This is a genomic window from Desulfovibrio piger ATCC 29098, from assembly GCF_000156375.1.
GTDB lineage: Bacteria > Desulfobacterota > Desulfovibrionia > Desulfovibrionales > Desulfovibrionaceae > Desulfovibrio > Desulfovibrio piger.
Genome location: NZ_DS996359.1, coordinates 786,755 through 801,315 on the forward strand (window position 1 = coordinate 786,755; position 14,561 = coordinate 801,315).

At 67.2% G+C, this 14,561-nt stretch carries 15 protein-coding genes; 10 read left to right on the top strand and 5 right to left on the bottom strand.

Going from position 1 to position 14,561, the window contains the following annotated elements:
- Window positions 1–5 precede the first annotated feature (5 nt).
- Complete coding sequence (locus DESPIG_RS09965) at window positions 6–1,088, top strand: efflux RND transporter periplasmic adaptor subunit (RefSeq protein ID WP_006008176.1); 1,083 nt, start codon at window positions 6–8, stop codon at window positions 1,086–1,088.
- Between the two features lie 287 nt (window positions 1,089–1,375).
- On the opposite strand, the gene DESPIG_RS09970 is transcribed toward DESPIG_RS09965, so the two are convergent.
- Both DESPIG_RS09970 and DESPIG_RS09975 read right to left on the bottom strand, forming a co-directional pair.
- Complete coding sequence (locus DESPIG_RS09970) at window positions 1,376–2,005, bottom strand: YigZ family protein (protein WP_006008178.1); 630 nt, start codon at window positions 2,003–2,005, stop codon at window positions 1,376–1,378.
- Window positions 2,002–2,571 (bottom strand): cupin domain-containing protein, encoded by a 570-nt coding sequence (locus tag DESPIG_RS09975; protein ID WP_006008180.1) that lies wholly within the window; start codon window positions 2,569–2,571, stop codon window positions 2,002–2,004. The genes DESPIG_RS09970 and DESPIG_RS09975 overlap by 4 nt, the downstream gene beginning before the upstream one ends.
- 257 nt (window positions 2,572–2,828) lie before the next feature.
- On the opposite strand from DESPIG_RS09975, the gene DESPIG_RS09980 reads away from it, so the two are divergent.
- Window positions 2,829–3,341, top strand: a complete 513-nt coding sequence (locus DESPIG_RS09980; protein ID WP_006008182.1) for a rubrerythrin family protein — start codon at window positions 2,829–2,831, stop codon at window positions 3,339–3,341.
- A 348-nt stretch (window positions 3,342–3,689) separates the two neighbouring features.
- Here the strand turns inward: DESPIG_RS09980 and DESPIG_RS09985 are convergent, their stop codons facing one another.
- From DESPIG_RS09985 to DESPIG_RS09995, 3 genes are all read right to left on the bottom strand, one after another.
- A complete protein-coding gene (locus DESPIG_RS09985; protein ID WP_006008186.1) occupies window positions 3,690–5,261 on the bottom strand; it encodes a sigma-54-dependent transcriptional regulator in 1,572 nt (523 codons plus the stop codon).
- Window positions 5,243–6,370 (bottom strand): sensor histidine kinase, encoded by a 1,128-nt coding sequence (locus DESPIG_RS09990; protein WP_006008188.1) that lies wholly within the window; start codon window positions 6,368–6,370, stop codon window positions 5,243–5,245. The genes DESPIG_RS09985 and DESPIG_RS09990 overlap by 19 nt, the downstream gene beginning before the upstream one ends.
- 78 nt (window positions 6,371–6,448) lie before the next feature.
- Window positions 6,449–7,435, bottom strand: a complete 987-nt coding sequence (locus DESPIG_RS09995) for a YIP1 family protein (protein ID WP_040369807.1) — start codon at window positions 7,433–7,435, stop codon at window positions 6,449–6,451.
- A 279-nt stretch (window positions 7,436–7,714) separates the two neighbouring features.
- On the opposite strand from DESPIG_RS09995, the gene DESPIG_RS10000 reads away from it, so the two are divergent.
- From DESPIG_RS10000 to DESPIG_RS10030, 8 genes are all read left to right on the top strand, one after another.
- Entirely contained in the window at window positions 7,715–8,956 is a 1,242-nt protein-coding gene (locus tag DESPIG_RS10000) for a sodium/hydrogen exchanger (RefSeq protein ID WP_006008192.1), read from the top strand.
- A gap of 234 nt (window positions 8,957–9,190) precedes the next feature.
- On the top strand, window positions 9,191–9,946 hold the full coding sequence (locus tag DESPIG_RS10005; protein WP_006008195.1) for a DUF3298 and DUF4163 domain-containing protein: 756 nt from the start codon (window positions 9,191–9,193) through the stop codon (window positions 9,944–9,946).
- 17 nt (window positions 9,947–9,963) lie between these two features.
- Window positions 9,964–10,257 (top strand): ApeI family dehydratase, encoded by a 294-nt coding sequence (locus tag DESPIG_RS10010; protein WP_147589017.1) that lies wholly within the window; start codon window positions 9,964–9,966, stop codon window positions 10,255–10,257.
- A gap of 302 nt (window positions 10,258–10,559) precedes the next feature.
- Window positions 10,560–11,288, top strand: a complete 729-nt coding sequence (locus DESPIG_RS10015) for an SDR family NAD(P)-dependent oxidoreductase (protein WP_006008200.1) — start codon at window positions 10,560–10,562, stop codon at window positions 11,286–11,288.
- Window positions 11,288–11,686, top strand: a complete 399-nt coding sequence (locus tag DESPIG_RS10020) for an acyl carrier protein (RefSeq protein WP_006008202.1) — start codon at window positions 11,288–11,290, stop codon at window positions 11,684–11,686. The genes DESPIG_RS10015 and DESPIG_RS10020 overlap by 1 nt, the downstream gene beginning before the upstream one ends.
- Entirely contained in the window at window positions 11,686–12,900 is a 1,215-nt protein-coding gene (locus DESPIG_RS10025; RefSeq protein WP_006008204.1) for a beta-ketoacyl-[acyl-carrier-protein] synthase family protein, read from the top strand. The genes DESPIG_RS10020 and DESPIG_RS10025 overlap by 1 nt, the downstream gene beginning before the upstream one ends.
- On the top strand, window positions 12,897–13,370 hold the full coding sequence (locus DESPIG_RS13330; RefSeq protein ID WP_006008206.1) for a hypothetical protein: 474 nt from the start codon (window positions 12,897–12,899) through the stop codon (window positions 13,368–13,370). The genes DESPIG_RS10025 and DESPIG_RS13330 overlap by 4 nt, the downstream gene beginning before the upstream one ends.
- Window positions 13,331–14,527, top strand: a complete 1,197-nt coding sequence (locus DESPIG_RS10030; RefSeq protein WP_040369808.1) for an aminotransferase class I/II-fold pyridoxal phosphate-dependent enzyme — start codon at window positions 13,331–13,333, stop codon at window positions 14,525–14,527. The genes DESPIG_RS13330 and DESPIG_RS10030 overlap by 40 nt, the downstream gene beginning before the upstream one ends.
- Window positions 14,528–14,561: the final 34 nt, after the last annotated feature.

Here is a 14,561-nt window from a genome sequence, read left to right on the forward strand (position 1 = left end):
CTGCCATGAAACATCTTGCCATCTTCCTGCTCCTGCTCGCCCCCGTGCTGGCCTCCTGTTCCGGAGACAAGGACGGACAGGGCGGCAGACAGGCCGCGCCCGTGCATGTGATGACGGTACAGCCGCAGGACGTGCCGCGTGTGCTCGGCGCTGTGGGCAACGTCAAGGCTTCCGCCAGCGTGGGGCTCACCCCCCGTGTGACCGGCGAGATAGAAAAGGTGCATTTTACGGAAGGCCAGGACGTGAAGGAAGGCGATGTGCTGCTGACCATCGATACGCGTCCTTTTGAAGCCACCCTGCGCGAAAAGAAGGGCCAGCTGGCCAAGTCCGAGGCCCAGCTGCACAAAGCCACCAATGATGCGGGCCGTTACGGCAAGCTGGTGGGCAACGGCTATGTGAGCCGCGAGGCCTACGAACAGACCGCCACCGAGGCCGCGGCCCTGCGTGCCACCGTGCAGGCCGACAAGGCCGCGGTGGAAAGCGCCGCCCTCGATCTTTCCTACTGCACCCTGCGCGCGCCCATCAGCGGCCGCGTGGGCGGTCTCAAGGTGGACAAGGGCAACATGGTGCGCAGTTCCGATACCACGCCCATCGTCAGCATCGACACCCTTTCGCCCATCTATGTGACCTTCTCGGTGCCGGAGCGGCATCTTTCCCTGATCCTCGACCGCATGCACGCCGGGCCGGTGGAAGTGGACGTGACCCCCACGGGCGGGCAGACCGAAAAGGGCCTGCTGACCCTGGTGGAAAACAGTGTGGATACCACCACCGGCACCATCCAGCTGCGTGCCACCTTCTCCAATGAGAACCGCCGCCTCTGGCCCGGCCAGTTCGTGACCGTGGAACTGCCGCTGGGCATGGCGCGCCAGGCCCTGGCCATCCCCAGCCGGGCCGTGCAGAGCGGCCGCGAGGAGAACTACCTCTATGTGGCCGGTGCTGACGGCAAGGCCTCCTACCGCAAGGTGAACATCGTTTTCGAGGCCGGTGACACCAGCGTGGTGGAAGGCGAGCTCAAGGCCGGGGAACAGGTCATCATCGACGGTATCGTGCGCCTGGCTCCCGATGTGCCGGTGAAGGTGATAGAGTAGGGACGCTCCGGGACAGGGACCATTGATCCCCTTCCCATGAGCTTGAAAAAAGGACGGGCCCCGTCTGCCGGACAGCAGGCGGGGCCCGTTTTTTATGCAGGAGAAGGCCCTGTCCCGAGCGGGAGGCTGCCGGCCATTTTCCTCTGGAAGAGGCGCGTCTGAAAAGACAGGTGGGGCCTGCGCCTGCCGGATGCGCGGCAGGCCTGGACGAGGATCCTTACTTATGGATATGCCGGAGACGCGTTGACGGGGATGGCAGGACGCGGCTTGCCGGCAGCGCTCCTGTCTTACGCTCCGTCGACCAGGGTGCAGCGGGCGCGGCCGTCGGTACGTCCGGCGATGGCCTCCTCAAAGGGGCCGCGCAGGGCCTTGGGCAGGCAGATGCGTACCCGGGCGGCCTGGTCATAGGCCTCGGCGCAGACGCGGGCTTCAAACGTGGGCAGCAGACGGTGCAGGCGGTCCAGATGGGCATAGTCCAGCTGCACGTCCAGCTCCACGGTGGGCACTTTTTCCGCCAGGGGCAGGGTGGCCAGGTTCTCGCGCACCGAATCCTGATAGGCGCGCACCAGACCGCCGGTGCCCAGTTTGACGCCGCCGAACCAGCGCGTGACCACCATGGTGATCTCGCCCACGCCGCAATGCAGCAGCACCTGCAGCATGGGGCGTCCGGCCGTGCCGTGCGGCTCGCCGTCGTCCGAAAAGCCCACCTGGCCGCTGTGGCCCGGCGCTCCGGCCACGAAGGCCCAGCAATTGTGGGTGGCGTCAGCGTGTTTGGTGCGGATCTGCTCCACGAAGGCGCGGGCGGCTTCCATGCCGGGCGTATGCGCGCAGTGGGTCAAAAAGCGGCTGCGCCGGATGATGATCTCGGTCTGGAAGGGGGCGGCGGCATCGGCCGCGGGGATGGGGAAGCGGCTCATGCCCGCCCGCCTTCCCCGGGATCGGGGCAGCCGTCAGGCAGCTGGCAAAAATGTTCGATGCGCTCTTTGGCAAAGGGGTAGCGGCGCACCAGGCAGGCGGCCCTGGCCAGTTCGAAGTCGCGAAAGTCGAAGCCCGGCGCCACCGTACAGGAGACCAGGGAAAAATCCGTCCCCGGGCAGGGCTCGGCACCGAACCAGCAACCGCCGGGCATGGGCAGCAGCAGGTGCTGCCCGGCAAGGATATCGGCCCCCAGTATGCGGTCCAGCTCCTGGCCGTCGGGGGTCAGACAATACAGGCGCAGGGGACCGCCCAGATGGAAATGCCACAATTCATCCTGACGGATGCGGTGCAGGCGGGAGCGCTCGCCGGCCTGCAACAGATACAGGATGCTCGTGCTGCACGGACGGCTGCCGCAGATGCCGCAGGGGAGGCTTTCGGGCTGCAGATCCTGCGAGCTGCACCAGATGCGCCGGTAGTGGCCGCCTTCCACATGGGGCATCAGGTCGTAATGGCGGATGATGTCCTGGGCCGAAAGGGCTTGTGCAAGGGATGTGGTCGCTGTCATGCCGTTTTTTTAGCCTGCCTTGGCCCGGCCCGCAAGCGTTGCGGGCGGACGCGCGGCATAAGCGCTTTTGGCGCAGGAAAGATGGCATTAATCCGGCTCCGGGACATTGACGTTGGCCATCCGGGCCTTATGTATTGGGGGCGGAGATAAAAATACGCAAAAAAATGCTTTACAAAGGCATGAGTTTTCAGTAAACAGGAATAGTTCCTGATTAAGACGACATTTTTTTGAACATACACCCCCCAAGGAGAACCACAATGAGCAAGACTCTCGAAAACCTGATGGCTGCTTTCGCCGGTGAATCCCAGGCCAACCGCAAATACCTCGCCTACGCCCAGGCTGCCGACAAGGAAGGCCTGTCCGGTGTGGCCAAGGTGTTCCGCGCCGCTGCCGCCGCCGAAACCATCCACGCCCACACCCATCTGAAGAACGCCGGCAAGATCGGTGACACCGCCGCCAACCTGCAGGACGCCATCGGTGGTGAGACCTACGAATTCACCAAGATGTATCCTGAAATGATCAAGGACGCCGAAGCCGAAGGCCAGACCGCCGTGGCCAAGTACATGGACATGGTGAACAAGGTGGAAGAAGTGCACGCCAACCTGTACAAGAAGGCCGCTGCCGACAACCACGCTTTCGACAACGTCGACTTCTACGTCTGCAAGGTCTGCGGTTACACCCACGAAGGCCCCTGTGACAGCTGCCCCGTGTGCGGCGCCAAGGCTGCTGCCTTCTTCAAGGTGGACGACGCCTGCGGCCTGAACAAGTAAGTTCAGCCTGTCCTGAGTTTTCCTGGCGCTGCCCTTCGGGGCGGCGCCTTTTTTTATGTCTGACGGCCGGGCAAGCTGCCCTTTTCCCTGGCGGAAAGAGGTGCTGATGCGGCAGGCACCGGCCATTCGGCTTTGCCGCTTTGAGAGCCGGGGCAGGTGGTCCCACGGCGCGGCGGGGCATGATGGGGCGCCATGGCGCGTCTTTGGCCGGGCCGGTCCTTGCCGCGGAGGGCGGGCGGTGGGACAGGCTGCTGTGCCGGGCAGGCAAGAAAAAAGGCCCGCCGGAGACCGGCAGGCCTCTGGAATGCCACAGGTGGGCGACGACGAAAGCGTTTTGTCCCGCGGGGCTCATTCGTCGCTGATGCGGGTCTCGATCTTCAGACCGTATTTTTCCATGCGCGCCAGCAGGGTGGGGCGGGAAAGCCCCAGCAGGCGGGCCGCCTGCGAACGGTTGCCCCGGCACTGGCGCAGGGCCTCGCGCACCACGGCCCTGCCCATGATGTCCATGCAGGTGTCGAAGGGCGAGGGATCGCCGGACTGGAGACAGGCCGTGACGATGCTGGCCAGGCTGCGCTGCTCGTCGTTGTGGGGCGCGGCAGCGGGGGCGGGAGCCGGAGCGTCCTCGTACGGGCCTTCGCCTTCGTGGATGCCGTTCCCCGTACCGACGGGAGAGCGGCGTACGCCCGGGGCAGGGACGGCATCTCCGTTGCCATTGAGGCCGGGGCCCGCAGCGGGGGGATGGCCTGCCGGGGAGTCCAGCACCAGCTGCAGGTCGCGGATGCTCACCGGGGCGCCGCTGTTGAAGACCAGGGCCTTCTGCAGGGCATTGGAAAGTTCGCGTACGTTGCCGGGCCAGTCCAGACCGGCCAGATAGCGCAGGGCGTCTTCTTCCAGACCGGGGTCGGGCCGGTGCAGCTCGGCGGCCTGCCGGTGCAGCAAAAAGGCCGCCAGCGCGGGGATGTCCTCGCGGCGTTCGCGCAGCGGCGGGGTCCAGAGGGTCACCACCTTGAGACGGTAGTACAGATCCTCACGGAAGCGCCCGTCGGCCACGGCCTGTTCCAGATTGGCGTTGGTGGCGGCGATGATGCGCACGTCCACGTCGACGGAATCATGGCCGCCCAGACGCTGGATCTGTTTTTCCTGCAACAGGCGCAGCAGTTTGGCCTGGATGCCCGGCGGCATGTCGCCGATCTCGTCCAGAAAGATGGTCCCGCCCGCGGCCTGCTCGATGCGGCCGATGCGGCGGTGCTGCGCGCCGGTGAAGGCCCCGCGCTCATAACCGAACAGTTCGCTCTCCAGCAGGGTGTCGGGGATGGCCACGCAGTTGATGACCGAGAACGGGCGGCGCGAGCGCGGGCTGTAGCGCCAGATGGCGTTGGCCACCAGCTCCTTGCCCGTGCCGGATTCGCCCCGGATCAGCACCAGGGCATCGGTGGGCGCCACGCGGCCGATGGCCTTGTACAGCTCCTGCATGGGGGGCGTGTGCCCCACCAGGCGGATGTCGTCCTCTTCGCCCAAAGATTCCTCGGCGGACTGGGCCTCGTGGCGACGCTGGCTCTCGCCCGCGGCCAGGGCCCGTTGCAGCAGCTCCAGCACCTGCGGGATGTCAAAGGGCTTGAGCATGTAGTCGAAGGCCCCCAGCCGGGTGGCTTCGATGGCGGTCTCGGTGGTGGAATAGGCCGTCATGATGACCACCGGCGGACAGCCCTCCAGGGCCCGCATCCGCTTGAGCGCCTCCAGACCGTCCATGCCGGGCATGCGCACGTCCATGACCACGCACTGCGGCATCTTTTCCCGCATGAGGTTCAGGGCCTCCTCGGCCGAGGCGGCGGTGCGCGTCTCGTAGCCTTCGGCATCCAGCAGGCGCTGGAAGCCCTGGCGCAGGTGGTGGTCGTCGTCGACTATGAGGATCTCAGCCATACGTCGTCCCCCTTGCGGACAGGCAGTACCATGACGAAGCTGGCCCCGTGCCCCGGTGCGTTGTGCAGGTGCAGCCAGCCGCCGTGTTCTTCAAAGATGCGCCGGGCGATGGGCAGGCCCAGGCCCGTACCTTCCACCTTGGTGCTCATGAAGGGCTGGAAGATGACCTCGTGCAGTTCTTCGGGCACGCCGGGGCCGCTGTCCTCGATGCGGATGACCACCACGGGCCCCAGCGGGGCCAGACGGCCGCGCTCCTCGCTGATGCGCACTTCCCCGTCGGTACCTGCGGCTTCGCAGGCGTTGATGATGAGGTTGGCCAGGGCCTCGCGCAGCTGTTCGGCATCGCCGTCCACCCGCGGCAGGGGGGCATGGCGTGTGCGGCGCAGGGTCACCTTGTAGGCTTCCATGCGCGGCTGCAGCAGGATGAGGGTGCGGTCCAGCACCTCGCTCATGTCCAGCGGCTCCTTGCTCAGGCGCGGGCGGCGCGAAAATTCCAGAAAGTTGCTGGTGATGGCTTCCATGTGCCGCACGGCCTCGTTCATGGCCTGCACGTCTTCCTGCTGGGCCGGGGAAAGCTCCATGCCCCGGGTGAAGGAGAACAGGCGCAGCTTGAGGCCCGTCAGCGGGTTGCGGATGGAGTGGGCCACACCGGCGGCCAGCTTGCCCACCAGGGCCATCTTTTCGGTCTGGCGCAGGTTTTGGCGCAGGTTCTCGTGGCTTTCCTCAAGGGCCAGGCGGGTCCGCTGCATGTTTTCGTGCATGCGGCGGATGCGGCAGGTGATGGCGGGCACGGGCGAGCCTTGCGGCATGCGGCCGTCGGCATCGGGGCCCAGTTCGCGCAAGGCCGTGAGCAGGGGCAGATAGATGCCGCGCCACAGGCAGGCGCCCAGGCCCAGCAGCAGGAGCAGGCCAAACAGCAGCAGGCACATGAGGATGCGCTGGCGCGTCCCCAGCGGCCAGGTGAAGATGTCGATGCACAGCCAGATGCAGAGCAGCAGGCACAGGGCCAGGGCGATGCCCCCCGGCAGCAGCAGCCGGGTGAGGTCAAAACCGTTTTTTTCTCCGGCAGCGGGAGCGTCCTGGGCGGGTTGGGAAGGGATCTCGTTCATGGGTGGCACGGGCAAAGGGGGGAAAAAGGCCCGCGCTGACAGCAGCGGCGGGCCGGAAAGATCAGGGCGGTACGGGGCCTAGAGCATCTGCATCACCTGCAGGAGCAGGAACATCTCCAGCAGGAAGACGGGCGCATAGCCCAGCAAGGTCTGGCTCCAGTCCAGACGCAGCACGGTCTTGTAGCCTACCAGGGTGCAGGCCAGGCTCCAGACCAGACCGGTAAGCGCACCCAGCACCGGGATGACGCACAGCAGCATGGGCGCCGAACCATAGGCGCTGACCTGGAAGATCAGGTCGAATTCCGGCTTGTCGCGCAGGATGAGCCGGTACATGAGATAGAGCAGGGCGCTTTGCACGTACAGCTGCAGGGTCACGAAGGCCACCTGCTTGAGCACGAACAGGGGCATGCTCTCATGGATGGCCAGGGTGCTGGCCATCATCTGCTGCATCTGCGGGTCCATGCCGCCGTCCACGAGCATGGAGGTCATGCCGCGCATCCAGAGCAGCTGCACCACGGAAAGGATGACGCTGACGATCAGGTAAAAGCTCAGGGCGCGCAGGGAGCGGCGGTGCGGACGCAGGCAGCTGAAGAACGCGGGCGCACCGAACATGATGCGCGTGGCCGTGCGGTAAAAGGCCACCATCCAGCCCGAAGGCGCGGGCGCCACGTCCCAGGGATTGCCGGAAGGCAGGCCGGGCCGGTCGTCATCGTCTTCATCCCGGAAGTCGTCTTCAAGGGGCTCGTCGTCTGCCTGGGGCGCGGGCTCTTCCTGCCGGTCACGGGGCCGGAAGGGAGGGATCTCCTCGCGGGGATCTTCGCGGCGGCTGTGGGCCCCGCCTTCCCCGTCATCCCCCATGCCGGGGATGATGGCACCGGGGGGCAGGTCGCTGGCCGCCGGGGCGGCTTCGCTGCGGACGGGCGAGAGCTGCTCGCTGCTGCCATCCTGGGGATGGAAGCGGAAGCGGCAGGAACACTGGGGGCAGGTGGCGATCACCGAATGCGCCGGAGCGCGATCGGGAGGGAAAGGACGGCTGAAACCGCATTGAGGGCAGATGATGTTCATGACGCTACTCATAGCAGAGAGGCATCTGCCCTGCAATCCGGGGAACGGCCACGGGGCGGAAAAGGCGGATTCAGGCTTGACAGGCGGAGAGAGAGCAACTATTTTGTCCGCACCTAAGGGGAGTAACTGGGTCCTTGAGACCCTGGCAGCATCAACAGCCTGACATATCGTCTGGTGCTGCCGTTGGCCCTGCCGACTAGTGAGACCTTGGCCGCATGACTGCATGCAGCCAAGGTCTTTTTTTTTGTGTAAAACCCAAACCCCGCCAAGGAGACCGTCATGTCTTTGCGCGACCTGCGTCCCTACCTTCTGGCTATCCTCATGACCTTGCCGGGCCTGGCCCTGCGCCTTGCCCCTGCGGACGTTTCCCCCATGCTGGTGGCCGTACTGGCCGGCCTGGCCATCCTGGGCGCGTCCTTCCTGCTGACCTGGGCCTGCGAAGTGGCCCAGCTCGACATCCCCCAGGCCGTGGCCGTGGCCGTGGTGGCCTTCATCGCCGTGCTGCCCGAATACGCCGTGGACATGTACTTCACCTGGATGGCGGGCCAGCATCCCGAAAGCGCCTATTCGCATTACGCCATCGCCAATATGACGGGCGCCAACCGGCTGCTCATCGGTATCGGCTGGACGGCCATCGTGCTGATCTTCGCGGGCCGCTTCCACAATTATGTGGCCCTGCACGAAGAAAAACGCACCGACATCCTCTTCCTGGGCATGGCCACCCTCTACGCCCTGCTGATCCCGCTCAAGGGCTCCCTGACCCTGTTCGACGGCGTGGTCTTCCTGGGCATCTATGTGGGCTACATGTGCATCATCGCCCGCCGTCCCTGTGAGGAAGAAGAGCCCGAAGGCCCGGCGGCCACCCTGGCCAGGCTCTCGCGTCCCGCCCGCATGCGTGCCGTGGCCGGCCTGTTCCTGTTCGCGGCCCTGGTGATCCTGTTCAATGCCGAGCCCTTCAGCGAAAGCCTGGTGGCCAGCGGCAAGATCCTGGGCATCAACGAGTTCCTGCTGGTGCAGTGGCTGGCGCCCATCGCTTCCGAAGCGCCGGAATTCATCGTGGCCCTGATGTTCGCCTTCCGCGGCAACGCCGGTCTGGCCCTGGGCAGCCTGCTGTCCTCCAAGCTCAACCAGTGGACCCTGCTGGTGGGCATGATCCCCGGTGTCTATGCCGTGTCTTCCGGCGGCACCACGCCCATCAACCTGGACCCGCACCAGTTCCAGGAAATCTTCCTCACGGCCGGCCAGTCCATCTTTGCCGTGGCCCTGCTGCTGGACCTGCGCCTGGGCCTGCGCGAGGCGGCGGCCCTGCTGGTGTTCTTCCTGGCCCAGCTGTTCTCGCCCTTCTATGACGTGCAGCTGGAAGCCATGCTGGGCCTGGCCCATGACCCGCTGCGCCTGCACAATTTCTATGCCTGGACGTACCTGATCCTGGCGGGTCTGCTCCTGCTGCGCCACTGGCGTCTGGTGGCCGAGCTGCGCTACGGCTTCCACGTCAAGGTCCGGGATATCGTGCATCATTAGGCCCTTCCCTCCTTCCGGAGGAAAGGTTCCGTACGGCCGGTCTTCCCCCTGTCCGCGCAGGGTCGGGAGACCGGCCTTTTATTTGCTCCCGCAAGGCTTGACAGGGCCGCGGGAGCCCTCTACAAGCAGCTTGCGGCGCCATGTCGCGATCTCTTTTTCCGTCGTCTGGGGGGTATGATGTTCAGCTCTGGGAATCTCCGTCACCTGTCGGGATCCTGTTGCCGGTCCGCTCGCATGGTCGCGCTGGCGGCCCTGCTGTCGTGCTTTGCGCTGTCTCCTGACCTGTGCCCCACGGCCGGCGCCGCGCACGGGCACGGCACCATGCTGGCCGACTCCCGCCCCGAGCCCGCCCTTGCCCCCATCTCCGTCACGGATTGCAACCTGCGCCGCGTTTCCCGCCCGGGCAAGCCGGACATCACCGTCACCTATCCCATGCTGGGCCGCAAGGACGTGGACCGCGACGTGGCCGGCTGGGTAGAGCGCATCGCCTCGACCTTCGAGGCCGAGCTGGCGCCGCTGGCCCTGGAATGGCAGGAACAGGAACTGCCGCCCTGCGAACTCATGGGCTCCTATACCCTGACGCGTCCCTCGGCCAATGCCCTGAGCATCGTCTTCGAGATCTGGACCTACACCGGCGGCGCGCACGGCAACCTGGACGTGATCCCGCTGACTTACAGCCTGCTTTCCGGCCAGCGCCTGGGGCTGGTGGACATCTTCGAGAACGTGGACAAGGCCCTGGAGATCATGTCCGCCGTGTCCCGCAAGGAACTTGCCACCCGTCTGGGCGGCGGCCGGGTGGACAGCATGATCCACGACGGTACCGAGCCTCTGGCGGACAATTTTTCCGCGCTGGCCCTGGTGCCCGGCGGGGTGCGTGTCTACTTCCAGCCCTATCAGGTGGCCCCTTGGGCCGCCGGGACGCAGCGCGTCTTCATCCCGCTGGAAAAACTGGCTCCGGCCGGGCCTCTGCACCTGCTCTGGGGCGAATGATGCCGCCCCTGGAGGCTGTGCTGCGCTTTCCCGGCCACGCGTCGTTGCTGGCCGACCATTTCCCCGGCGCGCCCCGCGTGCCCGGTTCCTGCCTTTTGGAAGCCATGCGCCGTGCCGTGGAAGAGGCCTTCCCGTCCCGCCGGGTCTGCGCCGTGCGCCGTGCGCGTTTCCGTCATTTCGTCCTGCCCGACAGCGATCTGCTGTGCCGCATGGAGCCTGGAGACAGGGGCGACGCCCTGCCGTCGGAGGTCCGTTGCCGTCTGCTGCACGGCGATGCCTGTCTGGCCGAAGCCGTGTTCTCTCTGGAGTGAGAGGAAGGCAGCCATATCTTCAAGGGGATCTTGCCGAAGGGGATGAAGGACGCTTTGGGAAAAGCGCCTTTTTTTTCGTCCTCCGGCTCTCCCGTCTCCCCGCAAAAACATTCCTTCCGGTCATGGCGGGGCGTGCGGTGCGCAACGCATGCGCGCGGCCCCGGTCTCCCGCTTTTGTCGAGAGCTCGACGGCCCCATGCCCGGCGCATTTTCAGGCCTTGTCCGGATCTGTCCATGGCCCGGCGCAGGCCGTATGCGGCAGGGCCCTTGCGCCCGGGCCGCTTTTTTTTCACTATGCGGCCATGCGATTGACGTTCCATGGTTCTGTCCTCATCCTTGGCGGCAGCAGCGAGCTGGGCCGTGCTCTGGCACTGGCCTTGCGCGCCGAAGGGGCGCAGGTCTGCTGTGTCTGCCGTGACGACACAGGCTGCGCCCGCTGTGCGCAGGACGGCCTGCCCGCCCTTGTCCTTGCCGATCCCGAGACCCTGCCCGCCCGTTGCGAGGCCCTGCTGGGCCGGCCGGTGGGGCATCTGGCGGATCTGCTGCACTCCCGTTTCGAACAGCTGGTGGCCATGGCGCCGCCCGAGGCCATAGAACGCTGGGCGGATGATGACATCGCCCTGCGGGCCCGCTGCCTGCGTGCCGTGAGCCGGGCCATGCTGGCCCGCCGTTTCGGCCGTTGTGTCTTCGTCTCGTCCAGTGCCGCCCAACGGCCGTCGCCCGGGCAGGGCTGGTACGCCGCGGCCAAGCTGGCCGGTGAGGGCCTGTACCGCAGCCTCGGCGTGGAGCTGGCCGGACGCGGCCTCAGCGCCTGTTCCGTCCGCCTGAGCTGGCTGGATGCCGGACGCGGACACGAATTCCTTTCCCGCCACGGGCAGGTGGCCCGTGCCATGCCCGCCGGGCGCTGCCTTGGCCCGGATGACGTGCTGCCGGGCCTGTGCTTTTTGCTGTCGGCGGAGGCCGCGGCCATCAACGGCAGCGTGGTGACTCTTGACGGGGGCCTCGGGGCCCTCAAACTCCCGGAGCTGTGATGCGATACGACGAGATCAGCCTCAAGGTGCGCGAGATCGTGGCCCATCTGTTCGAGCGCGATGCCGCGACCCTGAGCGACGATACCCTGCTCATGCAGGATCTGCCCTGTGAATCCATCGACCTGCTGGAAGTGGGCGTGCAGCTGGGCGCCACCTTCCATATCTTTGTGGACGAAGAGCGCGCCTTCCTGCGTTCCCTGCGTTACCAGCTGGCCAGCGCCCCAGATGCGGCCGCCTTTTTGCGCGAGCATTACGGCCATCTGGACGAGGCGCGGCGGCAGCAGCTGGCCGCCTATTATACGGATGCCGACGGCATGGCCCTGCAATCGCCCCTGACCCTGGGCGACATCGCCCACTGGGTGGAACAGGCCCTTGCGGCCACACGGCAGGATGCCTGATGGCCGTGCCTGAGCGGGTCGTCATCAGCGGTGTCGGCTGCTGCACGGCGCTGGGCCATGATCTGGACGGCGTGGCCCGCAGCCTGCGCGAGGGCCGTGACGCCTTCCGTGCCTCCGGCGCGCTGGAAGGGCTTTCCGTCTGCCCGGCGGAAGACTGGGGCCAGGACGAGGCCCGGCAGCAGTTCGAAAGCTGGCGGCACCGCCATTACCTGAACCGGGGCAGCCGGATGGCCGTCCTTTCGGGCCTGCGTGCCCTGCGTGATGCCGGGCTGGAGGCGGGCCTGCCCGTACGCTCGCAGATCATCGCGGCCGTGGGGCCCATGCTGGACGTCACCGGCGAGCCGGGCCTGCCCCCGCAGGATACCGCGACGCTGGGCGCGCTCTGGCTGCTGCGCTGGCTGCCCAATACCGCCGCCGGGGCGCTGGCCCGTTTTGCCCGCTGCCATGGTGAGGCCCTGACCGTCAACGCGGCCTGCGCATCGGCCTTGCAGGCCCTGGGCGAAGGCTGGCGGCGCATACGTTTCGGCCTGGCCGATGCCGTGCTGGTCGCGGCCGGGGACAGCCGTCTTTCGCTGGGCGGCCTGCTGGGCTATCACAAGGCCCGCGCCCTCAGCCTGTGTGCGCCCGGTGCGGGCCCGCGTCCCTTCGACATGGGCCGGGACGGCTTCGTGCCCGGTGAGGGCGGCGCGGCCTTCGTGCTGGAGAGTCTGTCTTCGGCGCAGGCCCGGGGCGCCCATGTCCATGCGGAGATCCTGGGCTACGGGGCGTCCGTGGATGCGGAGAGCCTGACCGCGCCCGAAGCCCGGGGCACCTGGGCCGAGCTGGCCGTGCGGGGCGCTCTGGAAGAGGCGGGCCTCGATGCCGCCGGTCTGGGCTGGCTTTCGGCCCACGGCACGGGCACGCAGCTCAACGATCAGGCCGAGAGCCTGCTGTGGGAACGCCTGCTGGCCGATGTCCCCGGCGGCCCGGCCGTCATGGCCTTCAAATCCTGGCTGGGGCACGGTTCCTCGGCCTGCGGGGCGCTGGAGCTGTGTTGTGCGCTGGCCGCCTGGCGTGACGGCAGGATGCCGCCCGTGCGCCATCTGGAACGGCCCTGTTCTGCCCGTCTCGACTTCGTGCGGGAGCCCCGTCCTTTCCCGTCCTCCCGCGGCCTGCTGGAGAATTTCGGCTTCGGTGGCCAGAACGCCGCCCTTGCCGTGGATCTGCGTCCATGAGCACGGATTTCTTTCTGGATGCGCCGTCGCCCTTCGTCTTGCTGGATGCGGCCCGGGCCATGGATGCCCCGCCGGGGCTCACGGCCTGGCGCCGTTGTGAGGGCGTGCCTTTCTGGCAGGTGCTGGAGGCCGCCGCGCAGGCGGCCGCCCTGCAGCAGCGGGTGGCACGGGATTTTTCCTGCCATGCCTTCCTGCTGTCCGTGGAGCGCGCCCCGTGGCCTGCGGGGCCCCTGTCCGGTACGGCACGGCTGGATGTGCGAGTGACGGCTCAGGGCGGCAGTGTGGCGGCCTCGCTGGTGTGCGTGCGGGGGCTTTGCGGGCCTGAGGGCCCCCTGCCGCCTCTGGAGCTGGAACTGCGCGTGGGCCTGGTGCCCTATGATGCCTCTTTTTCCCGTGAACTGCTGGAGAGCCGCTACAGGGAGCTGTACCGATGTCTGTCCCACAACGCCGAAGCCTTTATGACTGTCTGAATGACCGCCTGCGCGCCGATGCCCGTCTGGGTCTTGCCCGCGACAGCGCCGCCATGGCCGGGGGAGCCGCCGGGCCGCTGTTGCACCGGGATGGCCGGGAATACATTTCCTTCATGAGCAATGACGGTCTGGGCCTGGCCGCGGATGCGCACTGGCAGGCGCGGGTGGCCGCCTGCTTTGCCGCCCATGCGCCGTCGGCGTCGGCGTCTCGTCTGGCCGGGGGCCGCAGCGACGTGGTGGACCGGGCCTGCCGGGCCGTGGCCGACTACTTCGGCTTTGCGGAATGCCTTTTTCTGCCCAGCGGCTATCAGGCCAATCTGGCCTGTGTGACCACCTTGCTCCAGCAGGGGCAGGAGGCCTTCGTGGACCGGCGTTGCCATGCCAGCGTCATGCGGGCCCTGCCGCTGGCCGGGGCGCGCATCCGCGCCTGGAGCCATCTGGATTATGACCATCTGGAGCGCCTGCTGTCCTCCCTGCCGCCGGACGCGCCGCAGCCCGTGGTCATGGCCGAGTCCCTGTACAGCATGGACGGCGCGGCCCTGGATCTGGAGCGTATGGCGGCCCTGCGCCGCCGGTACGGATTTTTCCTTTGTGTGGACGAAGCCCACGCGCTGGGTGCCCTGGGCCCCGGCGGACGCGGCCTGTGCGCTGCGCAGGCCCTGCGGGATGGTGGCCGGGCCCCGGCCGATCTGGTGGTGGGCACGCTGGGCAAATCGCTGGGCCTGTGGGGCGCTTTCCTGTTGCTGCCCCGGGGATTCACTCCCCTGTTCGAGCATCTGGCCTCGGTCATCATGCACAGCACGGCCCTGCCGCCCGCCCATGCGGCCTGCATGCTGGCGCTGGTGGAGGAGCTGCCGCGTCTTGAGGAACGACGGCGCACACTGGCCGCGCGGGTGGCCTTTTTCCGTCAGGCCCTTACGGGACGGGGGCTGCCGGTCATGGGCGACGCGCACATCTTGTCCGTGCCCGTAGGCGACGAGACGCGCTGCCGCCGTCTGGCCTCGCGTCTGGCCGGGGAAGGCGTGCTGGTGCTGGGCGCCCGCTGGCCCACCGTGCCGCGCGGTCAGGCCCTGCTGCGCTTCGGCCTCACCGCCCGTCATACGGAAGAATTGCTGGCCCGCACGGCTGAGGTGCTGTCCGGGCTGTGGGAAGAGTAGATATGGCGGGGGAGGAAGGGACCCTTTTGGAATA